The organism is Terriglobia bacterium (assembly GCA_020073205.1).
Taxonomy (GTDB): Bacteria; Acidobacteriota; Polarisedimenticolia; order Polarisedimenticolales; family JAIQFR01; genus JAIQFR01.
Map to the genome: position 1 here is coordinate 1 of JAIQFR010000106.1, position 14,960 is coordinate 14,960.

The window sequence follows — 14,960 nt, forward strand, 5'->3', positions numbered from 1 at the left end:
GCAGGTTGTAGACCTCGGCTTCCTGCGGGTGGCTCCGCACCGCCTCTCGAAGCTGGACCGCAGCGGCATCGGCATCGCCGCGGGCGGTCAAGAGCTTCGCGAGGTTGGCGCGAGCCATCCACGCGCCGGAGTTCCGCGCCAGCGTGTCGAGCCACAGCGTCTCGGAATCCTTGAAGACGTGCGAGCGCTGCCAGCTCAGGGTGCCCAGGACGAGGACGATGGCCACGGAAACCGAGGCGAACGCGATCCTCTGGCGCACGAGCGAAGCGAGAGCCGCCCCCAGCAGAGCCGCCAGCGCGATGCAGCCGAAGTACTGGAAGTGGTCCTGGACGAACGAGTACCGGAAGAAGAAGAGATCGAAGAAGCCGCTGGCGGGGGCGATCAGGAGGCCGTACGCCAGCGCCGCCGCCGCGGGGCCCCTTCCGATCCAGCGGCGCGCGGAGCCGAGCGCGACCGGCACGAGCGCGGCGGTCACCGGACTCAGCCAGACGAGCGGGCCGCCTCCGCCGAGCGTCCACCGGGGATAGATGAACGCCTGGCCCGACGGCCACGCGAACTTCCCCGCGTAGAACCAGAGGACCCGCCCCGCCAGCAGCACCTTGTCGTGGAGGCCCAGCGACCAGGCGCCGCCGGTCGCGCCGACGTGGTGCTTCTCGATCCACGCCGTCGCAACCCCTGCGGCGATCGCCAAGGCCACGAGCGGCGCCACCCGCATCGCGACGTCCCGGCCGATGCGGCCACGCTTCCACCACACGACGGCGAGAAGCGCCGCCGGCGCCGTCGCGACCGCCGTCTTGCTGGCGAGGGCGAGCAGGAAGAACGCCAGCGCGGCGAGACCGAAGTGGCGGCGCGGGGGCTCCCGTCGCGGCGGAGCCGCCGAGGCGTCACTCGCGCCGAGCAGCCCGGCGTCGCGCAGGAAGTAGAGGGCGGAGACCATCAGGAAGATCCCGGCGAGGGTGTTCTTGCGCTCCGTCACCCAGGCCACCGACTCGACCTGCAGGGGATGGACCGCGAAGATCCCGGCGGCGAGCCAGGCCCCCGGCATCGCGAGCCCCCGGAGCACCCGCCAGAGCAACACCGCGGATGCCGCCTGGAGGAGGACGTTCAGGGCGTGGTAGGGCCCGGGCCGGGCTCCGAAGAGCCGGTACTGGATCCAGAAGCTGGTGTGCGTCAGCGGGTAGTACTGCTGGTTCGCGAGCGGATCGAGCCAGATCCGGGCGAGTCCGTCCGCAGAGAGCACCGTCGGGTTGGCGGTGACATTCGTGTCGTCGTCCCATACGAATCCGGCGGACAGGGTGGCGGAGTACACGGCACAGGTGAGGACGACCAGCAGGCCCGCGGGCCAAAACCGCGCGGCGAACGATCGCGACATCGACGCTATGTAACATGGACCGGGGCCCAGGAGCAAGCCGCGACCGAGCGCGATCCGCGGGCGGCGAGCGCGGCCGTCGACGAGCTTCGCTTCATTCTTGCAATGGCCGACGGCACGGATTATGTTTCCCCGCGATCCGAGATTTCCGGAGGTCCGAGCATGTCGAGCCGCCTGACCGCGATGGACGTCGAGAAACAGGATTTCAAGAGGAGCATGAGGGGGTTCGACCGGGACGAGGTCCGCCTCTTCCTCACCGCCGTGTCGGAGGAGATCGAGCGCCTCAACCTGGACAACGCCCAGCTCCGCGAGGAGAGCGGGACGCTCCGCGGACGGATCGACGACTTCAGGGAGCGTGAGCGCATGCTCCAGGAGACCCTGGTCACCGCCCAGAAGATGTCCGAGGAGCTGGCCGCGAAGACGCACAGGGAGTCCGAGCTGCTGATCAAGGAGGCGCGGATCAAGGCCGAGCGACTCCTCGAGCAGGCCCAGGACCAGCTCTCCCGCATCGAGGCCGAGATCGGGCGCGTCAAGCTCGAGCGCGATGCCTTCGAGAACCGGTTGCGGAGCGCCATCGAGGAGCACCTGGCGCTCCTCGACCTCCGCAAGCAAGAGCGAGCGGAGCTGGACAACGTCCGGTTCCTCCGCCGTCGCAACACCTCCACCGAAGCGGGATGATCCGCGCCGACCTGGCCGTCGTCGGCATCTCCGAGCTGGCCACCCCCGAGGGCCGCACCGCCCGCACCGGCGCGGATCTCGGCAGGATTCGCACCCTCCGGGACGCCGCGGTGGCGTGCCGCGCCGGGGTGATCGTCTTCGTGGGCACCGAGCGCGATTTCCGCCAGGCGGTGGAGATGGAGCCGGGCGGCCGGGTCGTGGACGCCCGCGGGGGCACCGTGCTTCCCGGGTTCGTCGACGCCCACACGCACCTCCCGTTCGCGGGGTGGCGCGAATCGGAATTCGACGAGCGGCTTCGCGGCGCGACCTATTCCGAGATCGCCGCCCGGGGTGGGGGAATCCTCTCGACCGTCGCCGCGACCCGTGCCGCAGGCCTCACGACGCTCGTCCACCTGGTGCAGGCGCGTCTCGACGCGATGCTCGCCCTCGGAACCACCACGGTCGAGGCGAAGAGCGGGTACGGTCTGTCGCCCGAGGCGGAGGTCAAGCAGCTCCTGGCCCTGCGCGCCGCGGCGGACGGCCATCCCGTGGAGGTCGTTCCCACGTTCCTCGGCGCTCACACGCTCCCCCCGGAGCACCAGGGAGATCGCGAGGGGTACCTGCGCCAGCTCGTCGAGGAGATGATCCCGGAGGTCGCGCGGCAGGGCTTGGCGGAATACGCCGACGCGTTCGTCGACGCGCACGCGTTCTCGATCGACGAGGCTCGGCGGGTGCTACTCGCCGCGCGGGAGCGCGGCCTCGGCGTCCGGGTCCACGCGGATCAGCTGGCCGCGAATGGGGCCGCGGAGCTGGCTGCGGAGCTCGGCGCCGCCTCCGCGGACCACCTCGAGTACGTGTCGGACGCGGGAATCGAGGCGCTGGCGCGGAGCGGGACCTGCGGCGTGCTGCTCCCCGCGGCCACGTTCTTCCTGATGCAGGACCGCCGGCCGCCGGGGCGAAGGCTCGCGGACGGCGGGGTACCCGTCGTGGCCGCGACCGACTTCAATCCCGGCAGCTGCCCGACGGAGTCGATGAGCGCCGTCATGTGGTTCGCCTGTCTCACGGCCCGCCTCGGCGTGGACGAGACGATCACCGCGACCACCCTGAACGCCGCGCACTCCCTCGGCCGGGCGGACCGGATCGGGAGCCTCGAGCCGGGGAAACGCGCGGACATCGTGGTCCACGCGGTTCCGAGCCGCCACCACCTGGTCTACCGGTTCGGCGTCCCGCGCGTCCGCACGGTCATCGCCGCCGGCCGCGTCGTCGCCGACGACGGGCAGGTGGTGCCGCGAGCCTTCTAGGATCCCGCGCGCTCAGAAGAGCGGGGCCTTCTCCCTCTGGTAGAAGCGGTAGGTGTAGACGGTGACCTTGAGGTCGATCGGCTGCACGTACTCGGCCGTGATGATCATCTCGTTGGCAGTCCGCTCGACCTTGAGGTCCGTCTTCTTGAGCGGGATCTCCAGCTCGGTGGCCTTGGCGAGGATCCGCTTCGCCACCTCGGAGTCCTGGTTCCGGACCGCCGCGAATCGGCACTCCTGCTCGATGAAGTCGCCGAACTCGTAGGCGTTGATCCGGACCGGGATGATCTTGACGCCCACGAAGATCCCCATCGCGAGGAGCGCCAGCGAAATGAGCAGCCCGATGCGTCCTTCACCCTTCTCCCCGTGTAGCATGGCCACGTCGCGCTCCCCCCGGGGCGATTGCATGCCCCGGCCCCCGGCGTCGGACCGCGGGCGGGGTCGAATATAGGTTTCGCCCCCTGGGGAGACAACCCGGCCCAGCGCCGGCCGAAGCGCGTGCTGGTGAAGGTGATCGGAGAGGTGTGCCCGACCGGGCCCGACCCGCTATCTCTTGAACAGGTTGTCGAACGCCGACTTCGGGTCGCCGGACTGCGGGGTCCCGGTCCTGCGGCCCGTGGCGTCCAGCACGAGGCGCGCGTCGTACAGCGCGCACGCGTTCGCCTTCCCCTTCTCGGGGACCCGCTCGGGCACCTCCGCGCGGCACTCCCAGCGGGCGGCGGTGTCGAAGTGCCGGCACGCGCGGCAGGAGTGGAGCGGCGCGTTGCAGTGCGGGCAGGTGGACTCCGGGCCGATCGCCCCGATTGCCGGGATGTTGCGGCCGCAATCCGGGCAGCGCACCACCTCGTTGGCTTCGCGGCTCAGCGCGTGCTTGAGCGAGCGCTGCTGCGCCTTCTCCTCGGGGGTGAGGGGCTTCTGCGGTGGAGGTCTGCGCTGGCCACGGTCCTGCCAGTCCGTTTCCTTGTACCCGTGCTGCCGATACTTCTGCGCCAAAAAGCCTCCTCCGGTGCTTCGTCGAGCGAGGATCACGCGAGATCGCGGAACGTCTCCTCGATGCGCTCCATGGCCCAATCGAGCTCCTCACGGGTGATCACGAGGGGCGGCGCGAAACGAAGGGTGTTCACGTGGGTCTCCTTGCAGAGTAGACCCTTCCCCATCAGGGCCTCGCAATATCGGCGCGCGCCGCCCGCCTCAGGGGACAGCTCGACGCCGATCCACAACCCCTTGCCGCGGATCTCCTTGACGTGCGCGCTCTTCATCCCCCTGAGCCGCTCGAGGAAGTAGGCGCCGAGGCGCTCGGAGTTCTCCACCAGCTTCTCCTCGACCAGGACTCGGAGCGATTCGCGAGCCACCGCGGCGGCCAGCGGGTTTCCCCCGAAGGTCGACCCGTGGTCGCCGGGGTGGAACACGCCCATGACCTCGTCGTCGGCGAGGATGGCCGAGACCGGGTAGAACCCGCCGCCGAGGGCCTTCCCGACGATCACGATGTCGGGGCGAACCCCCTCGTGCTGGTACGCGAACAGCTTCCCGGTGCGTCCGAGCCCCGACTGGATCTCGTCCACCACGAGGAGGGCCCGGTGCTTCCGGCACGCCTCCTCGATCCCCCGGAGGAAGCCGAAAGGCGGCACGATGATCCCGCTCTCGCCCTGGATCGGCTCGACCATCACCGCCACGACGTTCGGGTTCATGGCGCGGCGCACGGCCTCGAGGTCCCCGTACGGCAGGATCGAGAATCCGGGGGTGAACGGCCCGAAGCCGTCTCGGTACTGCGGGTCGTCGGAGAAGCTCACGATGGTGGTGGTGCGACCGTGGAAGTTCCCGGAGAAGACGAGGATCTCGGCTTTCCCCTCCGGTACCCCCTTGACCTTGTACCCCCATTTCCGCGCCGCCTTCACCGCGGTCTCGACCGCCTCCGCACCGGAGTTCATCGGGAGCACGCGGCGGTAGCCGGTCAGCTCGGCGATTTGCCGGTAGAGCGGACCGAGCTGGTCGTTCCGAAACGCCCGTGACGTGAGCGTCACCTTGGCGGCCTGCTCGGTCATCGCACGGCGGATGCGCGGATGGCAATGTCCCTGGTTCACGGCGGAGTAGGCCGCCAGGAAGTCGAGGTACTTGTTCCCCTCCACGTCCCAGACCCAAACACCCTCGGCCCTCTCCACCACGACGTCGAGCGGATGGTAGTTGTGGGCGCCGTACTCGTCCTCGATCCGTATGTACTCGCTCGCGGACTTCTTGACGGTTTCCATGGTCTTCAGGGTCTCCTCGACGCTCCTCGCGGTCCTGCGGCGTCCAGCGCGGCGGGTTCTTGAGCGGGGGAGCGATTCGTGGACTCAGCATAGCACACGGGCGTCGCCCCGGCCGCCGCGCGGCTTGACGTGTCCCGGACGGGGCGGAATAATCGCGCTCTCCGGCCGGGACCTCGGCACCTCTCCCCGGCGACGATCTGGAGCCATTGGCGCATGGGCCCACAAGACGGCGGAGAGCCCCTGGCCGGGCGCAAGCAACGGGCTCTCCTGAGGGCCGAGGCTTTCAGCCGGCGCCGCTGGGGGCTGGTCCTCCTCGTCACCGCGCTCCTGGTCGCGCTGTCGTCATGGCTGGGCTCCCACCTCGAGCTGGAATCCGACATCCTCGAGTTGTTTCCCCACGGCAATCGCAAGATCGAGACCTTCAAATCGGCGCTTCGAGACTTCGGCTCCATCGACTACTTGATGGTCCTGCTGCAGGCCGGGGAGGGGGAGGGGCCGGACGAGCTCGAGGACTTCGCCGACCTGCTTGCGGAGAAGCTCCAACAGCGGCGCGACCTCGTGCAGTTCGTCGAGTACCGGTTCCAGCCGGACGCCGGCTTCCTGAAACTCCTGTCGGAGAACGCCCTGCTGTTCCTGCCGCCGGAGGAGCTCAAGGCCGTCGCGGCGAAGCTCACCGACGAGGCGATCCTGCGGCAGTTCCGCGAGAACCGGCTGGCGCAGGCGTCGCCCACCGCGACCCTCGCCGAGAACCTCGTCCTGCGCGACCCGCTGGGGCTGATGCCGCTCTTCCTGAACCGGCTCCTGGGCCATCGCGGGGCTCTCAGGATCGACCTCTCCGACGGTTACTACCTCGCCCGCGACGGGAAGAGCCTGATCCTGCTGGTGAAGCCGACGGGCCCCTCGCAGGACCTGGACTTCGACCGAACGCTCTTGGCGGCCGTTCGCGCCGACGAGGCGGCGACGCGAGCCGAGCTGCTCCAGGAGGCGGGACCGGGCGCGAAGGCGACCGCGATTCTCGCGCGCTACAGCGGCAACCACGCCATGGCCGTCGAGGAGGCCGGGCTGGTCCGACAGGACGTCCGGTTCAACCTCTTCGCGTCCCTGCTCACGGTCTCCGCGCTCTACTGGCTGTGCTACCGGAGATTCGCCGCCCTCCTCTATTCCACGGTACCGCTCATGGTCGGTCAGGCCCTCACCTTCGCGGTGGCCTACCTGGTGTTCCGGCGGCTGAACTCGGCTTCCTCGTCCTTCACCGCACTCCTGATGGGGCTCGGCACCGACTTCACCATCGTGATGTACGCCCGCTACGTGGAGGAGCGGCAGCGGGGGGCCACCCTGGCCGAGGCCACGGGGCGGATGGTCGGCCAGACGGGGCTCGGCGTCTTCACCGGCGCCATCACGTCCGCCGGAACGTTCTACGCCCTTTGCATCAGCAGCTTCGGCGGCCTCTTCGACCTCGGCTTTCTGATCGGCACGGGGATCCTGCTCTGCGCGCTGGTGATCGTGTTCCTCCTGCCGGCGATGATCGCGTGGAACGAGGGCGTGCGCTCGCGCAAGACGGACGTGGTCCAGAAGCTCCACCTGCAGTCCTTCGGCCTCGAGCGGATGATGCCCGCGTGCGCCCGCCATCCCGTCGCGACCGTCGTCGCCGTCGCCGCTCTCACGCTGGCGGGGGGCTGGCTCGCGCTCCGGCTGGAATTCGACGATTCGATCAAGGCGCTCCGCAGCAACCGGTCCGAGTCCACGCGCACGCTCGACGAGATCTCGGAGAGATTCGGCGCGTCGCTGTCGTACATGATGGCGATCGCCGAGGGGAGGACCGTGGACGAGGCGGTGGCTCTGACGCAGAAGGTCGAGGAGAGGCTCGCGCCGTTCCTGCGCGACGGGACCATCGGGTCGGCCGAGTCGATCCTCTCCTACCTGCCGCCGGCGGCGCAGCAGGAAAGGGTGATCGCGGCGCTCCGGGCGGGCGCGGGCGGCGAGTTCGACGCGCGGAGGATCGAGGCGACGTTCCTGAAGGCGCTGGGGGAGAACGGCTTCCGCCGGGAGCCGTTCGCGGACTACCTCGACCGGATGCGCGGCTTCCTGGCTCCGTCCAGGCCGATCACCGTCCTGGACCTGGAGCAGCGGGGCCTCGGACGGCTCGTGGACCGCTACGTGAACCGCGGTCCCGACGGCGTCCGGATCGTCACCTACCTGTATCCCACCGAGCGGAGGTGGAAGCGGGAGGCGCCGCCGGGGCTGGTGGACGCGCTGACGGCCGGCGATCCGGGAGTCGTCGTGACCGGAACCAACGTCGTGGGCCAGGAGATGCGGAGGGTCTTCGTGCGGGACGCGATCCGCGCGGTGGTTCTCGGCCTCGTCCTGGTATCGGTCCTTCTCCTCCTGGACTTCTACACCCTGGCCGGTTTCGGCCGCCCCGATTCCGGCCGGACCTTCGGGATCCGCGGCGTCCGGGTCAACCTGGATCGCCTGGTCCGGAGCCTGAGCCTGACCGGCGTCGCCATGTCCCAGCTCCTGACCGGCGTCGTCATGATGCTCGGGCTCATGAAGGTCTTCGGAATCCAGGTCAATTACGTGAACGCGTTCGTCGCGACCATGATCCTCGGCGTGGGAATCGACTACAGCATCCACCTGGTGAACCGCATGAACCTCAGCGGAGGGCGGGTGGACGCGGGGCTCCTCGAGACCGGCAAGGCGGTGGTCTTAGCGGCGCTCATGAACGTCGGCGGGTTCGGCATCCTCATGCTGGGGAACTACCCAGCCCTACGGAGCCTGGGCATCGTCGCCCTCCTCGGGTCGGTGACCTGCCTGCTCACCTCGCTGAGCCTGGTGCCGGCCCTCATGGCACGTCGCGAGCGGAAGATCGGCTAGGATACCGGGATGCCGGAACAGGACGGCTCCGCGGCGCTCCTCGCTCCTACGGTCGAGGAGACCACGCTCGACTACGGGCTCGGACGGACCGGCCCCGCGGAGGTCACGCGGCTCCGGGTTCTCGGGAGAGGGCGCGCGGCCCATGCGGTCCTGGTCGATCTCCGCACGCCGGAGGGCAGCAGGAAGGTCGTCGAGAAGCACTTCGTCCCCGCCGGCCTGACGCGGGCGGTCTACAAGGTCTTCTTCGGAGCGCCGTTCCCGTACGGACTCGACGAGGACGCGGCGCTCTCCTGCCTCTACCGCCGGCACGTCGCCGGCGCGCTGCTCGCCGCCGAGGAAGGCTGCCGCGTCGCCGAGGCGCTCTACGTCCGGCGGTGCAACGCCGGCCACTGGGTGCTCGGGACGGAGTGGATAGAGGGCAGGCCCGTCGCTCCGCCCAGGCCGCACTCGGGGCCGGAGGGGGGAGGGGCGCCGCGGGAGATGCGCGGCCTCCTCCGCCAGATGCGCGCGATGGAGAAGTGCCTCCTGCGGTCCGGGCTCGTGGGGAGCGGATGGCAGGTCGCCACGGCGGCGATCGTCTCCACGGCGAACCTGCTCCGGAACGCCGGCGGCGAGTTCGTCTGCGTGGACCTGGAGTCGGGGATTCCGGCGGTGCTGGCGCCGCGGTACGTGTTCCTCGCGCTCACCGGGCAGCCCTTCCCGATGTTCGACGATCTGGACGAGAAGCGGCTCCTCGCCTATCTCGAATCGAGCCACGAGCGCCTCCGCTCCGCCCTGGGCACCGACGGGCTCGCGCGGGTCGAGGCCTCGGCAGAGCGGCTCATCCACCACAGCCGCCTCTGGAAGCGGAGAGAGCTGGCGCCCGGCCGCCATCGCACGTCGCTCCTGTTCGACCGGGACCTCCGGACGACGGTCCGGTCCGCCCTCGCGGACCGGTGGCGCGCGGAGGGGCGCCTCGACGAGCGGGCGGCGGCGCGCCTCGGCGGCTCCCGGCTCCTCTTCCTGCACCCGCTCGTGCTCCTCGGGATGGTCCCGACGCCCCTCGGCAAGCTGATCCAAAGGGTCGCCGGCCACCGGGCGTTTCGCGCCAGGTTCTTCCGCGCGCTCCTCCATCCCCGGGTGCTCGATGCCGAGTTCCGCGGCTACCAGGAGCGCCGGGCCGCGGTCTTCCTGAAGGAGCATCGGATTCCCGCCGCGGGCATCGGCCGGCTGACGCGAGGCCTCCGGTCGCTTTTCCCATTCATGATCCACGACGTGTCCGCGGCGATCCTGCCGGCGAGGCTCCATCGCTACCTGGCCGACTGGCGCGAGCTTGGCTCGGCGATCCAGGTCGCGCTCCTCGCGCTCGTCTCCGAGAGGATCCAGGAGCACCTCGCCTACTCCTTCGTCGAGGGTTCGACGCGCAGGTGGAAAGGGCTCGGCCGGCTCGACGACGCCGGCCGCGGGGAGCTGATCGGGGAGATCCGCGGGGGCGAGGCGCCGGAGTATGCCCGGGGGTTCGGGATGCACCTGGCGCTGAAGTTCTTCGAGCCTTTGACCAGCGCGCTCAAGGCGCTGGGCGTGGGGATGCTCCTCGTCTCCCCCTGGAATCCCGTCGGCCTCGCGCTCCTCGTCAACACCTCCTTCTTCCGCGTCTTCATCACCACGTACCGGTGGCTGCGCCGTCAGGACAAGCGCACGTCGTACGCGGTGGCGTTCGTGATCAGCCCGATCCCGGTCTTCGGGACCCTGGCGTTCCCGTTCCAGTTCTACCACCGGCGGCCCTGGCTGGGGCGCTTCCTGATCCGAAGCGCCATGTCCAGCCTGGCCTGCGCGATCCCTATCTACGGGGGAACGGCGACCCGGCTCGAACACGGGATGGTGAGGCTGGCGACGCCGCTCACCGCGCTCGTGGCCGTCATCGTCTGGCCGCTCTCCTGGCTCGGCCGTCGCTCCCCGCGGGACGGGGACGCCGGGAGCGCCGGCGCGCCGTCCGGGGGGCGCGAGTGGCTCGCTCCCCAGATCGATCGGGCCTTGGACTGGCTGTCGCGGAACGAAGCGGCCCCCGACCCTTGTGGGTAGCACCCACGTCGCTTGTGATCCGGCGCGGTCGGTGATAGAAAACGCTCCCATACTCCCAGGAGAACGACCACCGATGCGACTGATCCCGAGAAAGGTCGAGTTCTTCGCGCTCCTCGAGCAGCAGGCCGACAACACCCTCAAGGGGTCCCGGCTCCTGCAGAAGTGCTTCGAGGGTTTCTCCTCGGCGGACGCCGTTTACCTCGCCGCGAAGGAGATCCACGACGTCGAGCACGCCGGCGACGATCTGGTCCACAAGATTCTCGACCTCCTGAACAAGACCTTCATCACGCCGCTGGACCGGGAGGACATCTACAACCTGACCAGTAAGCTCGACGACGTGCTGGACTACGTGGACTCGGTGGCCAAGCGCCTCGTCACCTTCCAGATCCCGAAGCCGACGCCGCACGCCATCGAGCTGAGCCGGATCATCACCCGCGCCTCGGAAGAGATCGTCAAGGGGGTGGGCCTGCTCCGGAATCTCAAGGAAGCCGAGACGCTCCTGAGGCAGTGCGTGAGGATCAAGCAGCTCGAGGAAGATGCCGACCAGGTCGCCCGCGACGCGCTGACCTCGCTGTTCAAGGACCACGGCCAGGATCCGATGGAAGTCATCAAGTGGAAGGACCTCTACGAGCACCTCGAGGTGGCGACCGACAAGGCCGAGGACGTCGCGAACATCCTCGAGACCGTGCTCGTGAAGTACACGTAGGGTCCTTCCCCCAACCGAAGCCGACGCCGAGGCCGGGAGCCGCCGAGTGTTCTCCGGATTCCTGAACGACCTGGTGGCGATCGCCACCCACCCGTACATCCTGTTGATCGTCCTGGTCGCGCTGGCCTTCGACTTCGTCAATGGCTTCCACGACGCCGCCAACTCGATAGCCACCGTCGTCGGGACCCGCGTGCTGTCGCCGGCGTACGCGGTGCTCTGGGCGGCCTGGTGGAACCTCGCTGCGGCCTGGTTCTTCGGGGTCTACGTGGCCAACACCGTGGCCAAGTGGGTCTACCCGGAGTGGGTCACGCCCGACGTGATCCTCGCGGGGCTCCTGGGCGCCGTCGTGTGGGACCTGATCACCTGGTACATCGGGCTGCCGACCAGCTCGTCCCACGCGCTCCTCGGCGGGTTCGGCGGGGCGGCCATGGCGTTCGCCGGCCAGTCCGGGGGTGTGCTTCACATGGGCAAGGTGGTGGCGACCGTCGAGTTCATCGTCATCGCCCCCCTGATCGGCTTCGCTCTCGCCCTGATCCTGGTGTCGATCCTGATCCGGGTCGTCTGGCGGGCGACCCAGGCCGGCGTGGATAGGTACTTCCGGGTGATCCAGCTCGGCTCCGCCGCGGCGTACAGTCTCGGTCACGGAACGAACGATGCCCAGAAGACCATGGGGATCATCGCGGCGCTCCTGTACGCGAGCGTCTGGAAGAGCCGGCAAACCGCGTTCGAGACCGGGAGCGTGCAGTTCCCGTTTTGGATCGTCCTCGTGTGCCACCTCGCGATCGCGCTGGGCACGATGGCCGGCGGATGGCGGATCGTGAAGACCATGGGAATGAAGATCACGAAGCTCCACCCCTACAGCGGCGCGTGCGCCGAGACCGCCGCGGCGGTCTCGCTGTTCACGTCGGCGAAGCTCGGGATCCCGGTCAGCACGACCCACACGATCACCGGCGCGATCATCGGCGTCGGCGCGATCCAGCGGCTGTCCGCGGTCCGCTGGGGGATCGCGCGTCGCGTCGTCTGGGCGTGGGTGCTGACGATACCGGCCTCGGGGATCATGGGGGCGGTGGCCTGGTGGCTCATCGCGGCGATCCGATCGCGTTTCTGAATCCCCGGCGGTTCGAGGCGGTTTAACCTCGATCTTCCGCGGCCTTAACACTCCCGACACATCGCGACGCGATCCTCGAAAGGGGAGGATCGAGCCGTGTCCTACTACCTCGAGCAGCCCGGCTCCGTGGTCGCGGTGGACGGGGCCTTCGACGACCAGGGGTTCTGGTGCATCCACGGGCGGCTCTGGTGCCGCACGATGTTCTCCGCCGAGGCCCGAAAGCGCGCCGGCGCCGAGATGGAGCTGGAGCTGCTCCGGGGGATCGCGCGGGAGGCGCGCCGCGGTCGCTCTCTCGGGGCCCGGAGCTTCAGGCTGTTCGTCGAGGACGAGGCGGATCTCGTGGGTAGCTTCGAGATCCTGAGCGCCGACGAGGCCCACCTCAGGGGCCCGCTCCCCCCGCGTTCCGCACGTTTAACGGGGAATTAACCGTGGCGTTGCCCCGTGTTTTCAAGCCGTGTCTAGAACGTCTCCCGAAAGGAGGATCGCTTGATGAAGTTCCACATCCGCAGCAGCGCATCGCCGGCGAGGTCGGTTCCCGCCGCCCTCGCGGTCCTCGTTCTGGTCGGCGCGTCGTGCGTCGCGCAGGCCCAGGTCACTCCCGCCGCCGGGAGCACTCCGCCGGACGACACGCCCTCGGTGAAGGTCGGTGGGACCCTCTTCGTGGACTATACCTATCAGTCGGAGCCGAAGGCCACCAACGCCGCGGGGACCTACAACCCCAGCACCTTCGAGGTCGGTCGGGCGTACATCAACATCATCGGCGACATCAATCACCTGTTCTCCTACCGCATCACGCCGGACATCAAGCAGGAGAACACCGCCACCGCCGACATCAAGGGCAGCTACGTGGTCCGCATGAAGTACGCGTTCGGCCAGCTCAACCTCGACGACTGGCTCGTCAAGGGCTCCTGGGTCCGCCTCGGGCTCCAGCAGACGCCCTACATCGACTTCCAGGAAGGGATCTACAGGTACCGGTTCCAGGGGCCGATCTTCGTGGACCGCGAAGGGTACCTGACTTCGTCGGACTCCGGCCTGTCATCCCGGTTCACCTTCCCCGGGAACTACGGGGACGTCCACTTCGGCTACTACAACGGCGACGGGTACAGCAAGGCCGAGGCCAACAACGAGAAAGCCGTCCAGATTCGCGCCAGCTTGCGGCCCGCGCCGATGGCCCCCGGGGTCAAGGGGCTTCGGATCACTGCGTTCTACGACAAGGACGCGCCGATCAGCGGCGGAGCGAGGGACCGGCTCGTCGGCGACGTGACCTTCGAGCACTCCCGGGTGAACGCCGGACTCGAGGTCCTGGACGCCAAGGACCAGGCGTCGAGCGTGGATGCCGAGGTCAAGTCCTCGGGCTGGTCGGCCTGGGCGACGCCACGGCTCCCGCACGGTTGGGAGATTCTGCTGCGGTACGATGATCTGAAGCCGAACAAGGATACGGACGAGACCAAGAAACGGACGGTCGCCGGGGTGGCCTACTGGCCGAAGGTCCTGAAGGGCGTCAGCACCGCGTTCCTGCTCGACTACGAGCAGGTGAAGTACGACGGCTACCCGACGACGAACCCGGCGGACGAGAAGCGCTACGCGCTCCACGCCCTCTTCAATTTCTGAGGTGACGCCATGAAGCTCAGCCGATTCCTCCTCCCGGTCCTGATCGCGTCGGCTCTCGCCGCGCTCCCCGCCACCGCGCAGACGGTCCAGATCGACGGAGCGGGCGCCACGTTCCCCTACCCGATCTACTCCAAGTGGTTCTCGGAGTACAACAAGCTGCATCCCGAGATCCAGATCAACTACCAGTCGATCGGCTCCGGCGGGGGGATCCGCCAGCTCACCGCCAAGACGGTGTTCTTCGGCGCCTCGGACGGTCCGATGACCGAGGAGCAGCTCCTGGCCGCGCCGGACCGGGTCCTCCACTTCCCGACCGTGCTGGGCGGGGTCGTCCCCGTCTACAACCTGGAAGGTGTCGCAGAAGAGGTCCGGTTCTCGGGGCCGGTCCTCGCGGACGTCTTCATGGGCAAGATCACGAAGTGGAACGACCCGGCGATCGCCAAGGACAACCCAGGCCTGAAGCTGCCGGCCACCGACGTCACGGTCGTGCACCGCTCCGACGGCTCGGGCACCAACTACATCTTCTGCGACTACCTCTCCAAGGTCTCGCCCGAATTCAAGAAAAAGGTGGGCGTGTCCACGTCGGTGGCCTGGCCCGTCGGGGTAGGGGGGAAGGGGAACGAAGGGGTGGCCGGCCTCGTGAAGCAGACGCCGGGAGCGATCGGCTACGTCGAGCTGATCTACGCGCTCCAGAACCGCATCTCGTACGGCGCGGTCCGGAACATGGACGGGGAGTTCATCAAGGCCTCGACCGCTTCGGTGACCGCCGCCGCGGCGGCCGCCGCGACCCAGATGCCCAAGGACTTCCGCGTCTCGATCACCAACGCCCCGGGGAAGGACGCCTATCCGATCTCCTCGTTCACCTGGATCCTTCTCTACCAGAGCCCGAAGGACCCGCAGCGCGGCCGAATCATGGTCGACTTCATGAAGTGGGCGCTGAAGGACGGTCAGAACTTCGCGCCCGAGCTGGGGTACGCGCCCCTTCCCCAGGAAGTGGTCGGCCTCGAGAACGAAGCGCTCAAGAGGATCCGCC

At 68.8% G+C, this 14,960-nt stretch carries 13 protein-coding genes; 9 read left to right on the plus strand and 4 right to left on the minus strand.

From position 1 onward, the window contains the following. Positions 1-1,372: O-GlcNAc transferase (locus tag LAO51_16875; GenBank protein MBZ5640417.1), on the minus strand; the 1,372-nt coding region annotated here is incomplete at its 3' end. Positions 1,373-1,531: 159 nt separating this feature from the next. Between LAO51_16875 and LAO51_16880 the strand changes: the two genes are divergently transcribed. Beyond that, positions 1,532-2,047 (plus strand): DivIVA domain-containing protein, encoded by a 516-nt coding sequence (locus LAO51_16880; protein MBZ5640418.1) that lies wholly within the window; start codon positions 1,532-1,534, stop codon positions 2,045-2,047. Beyond that, a complete protein-coding gene (hutI, locus tag LAO51_16885; GenBank protein ID MBZ5640419.1) occupies positions 2,044-3,327 on the plus strand; it encodes an imidazolonepropionase in 1,284 nt (427 codons plus the stop codon). Before LAO51_16880 ends, hutI begins: the two co-directional genes overlap by 4 nt. Before the next feature lie 12 nt (positions 3,328-3,339). On the opposite strand, the gene LAO51_16890 is transcribed toward hutI, so the two are convergent. The 3 genes from LAO51_16890 to rocD form a co-directional block, all read right to left on the minus strand. Then, the gene (locus LAO51_16890; GenBank protein ID MBZ5640420.1) at positions 3,340-3,705 is read right to left on the minus strand and encodes a hypothetical protein; all 366 of its coding nucleotides are present in this window, start codon (positions 3,703-3,705) and stop codon (positions 3,340-3,342) included. Between the two features lie 165 nt (positions 3,706-3,870). Further along, the gene (locus tag LAO51_16895) at positions 3,871-4,317 is read right to left on the minus strand and encodes a hypothetical protein (protein ID MBZ5640421.1); all 447 of its coding nucleotides are present in this window, start codon (positions 4,315-4,317) and stop codon (positions 3,871-3,873) included. Between the two features lie 32 nt (positions 4,318-4,349). Beyond that, positions 4,350-5,570, minus strand: coding sequence for an ornithine--oxo-acid transaminase (gene rocD, locus LAO51_16900; protein ID MBZ5640422.1), 1,221 nt, complete (start codon positions 5,568-5,570; stop codon positions 4,350-4,352). A gap of 213 nt (positions 5,571-5,783) precedes the next feature. On the opposite strand from rocD, the gene LAO51_16905 reads away from it, so the two are divergent. From LAO51_16905 to pstS, 7 genes are all read left to right on the plus strand, one after another. Next, positions 5,784-8,444, plus strand: a complete 2,661-nt coding sequence (locus LAO51_16905; protein ID MBZ5640423.1) for an MMPL family transporter — start codon at positions 5,784-5,786, stop codon at positions 8,442-8,444. Positions 8,445-8,453: 9 nt separating this feature from the next. Next, the gene (locus LAO51_16910; protein MBZ5640424.1) at positions 8,454-10,505 is read left to right on the plus strand and encodes a hypothetical protein; all 2,052 of its coding nucleotides are present in this window, start codon (positions 8,454-8,456) and stop codon (positions 10,503-10,505) included. Positions 10,506-10,578: 73 nt separating this feature from the next. Then, a complete protein-coding gene (locus tag LAO51_16915) occupies positions 10,579-11,211 on the plus strand; it encodes a DUF47 family protein (protein MBZ5640425.1) in 633 nt (210 codons plus the stop codon). A 70-nt stretch (positions 11,212-11,281) separates the two neighbouring features. After that, entirely contained in the window at positions 11,282-12,319 is a 1,038-nt protein-coding gene (locus LAO51_16920) for an inorganic phosphate transporter (GenBank protein MBZ5640426.1), read from the plus strand. Between the two features lie 96 nt (positions 12,320-12,415). Further along, on the plus strand, positions 12,416-12,745 hold the full coding sequence (locus tag LAO51_16925) for a hypothetical protein (GenBank protein ID MBZ5640427.1): 330 nt from the start codon (positions 12,416-12,418) through the stop codon (positions 12,743-12,745). 63 nt (positions 12,746-12,808) lie between these two features. Continuing rightward, entirely contained in the window at positions 12,809-13,930 is a 1,122-nt protein-coding gene (locus LAO51_16930; GenBank protein MBZ5640428.1) for an OprO/OprP family phosphate-selective porin, read from the plus strand. 9 nt (positions 13,931-13,939) lie between these two features. Next, positions 13,940-14,960 (plus strand): phosphate ABC transporter substrate-binding protein PstS (pstS, locus tag LAO51_16935; GenBank protein ID MBZ5640429.1); only part of this gene is annotated, 1,021 nt, incomplete at its 3' end.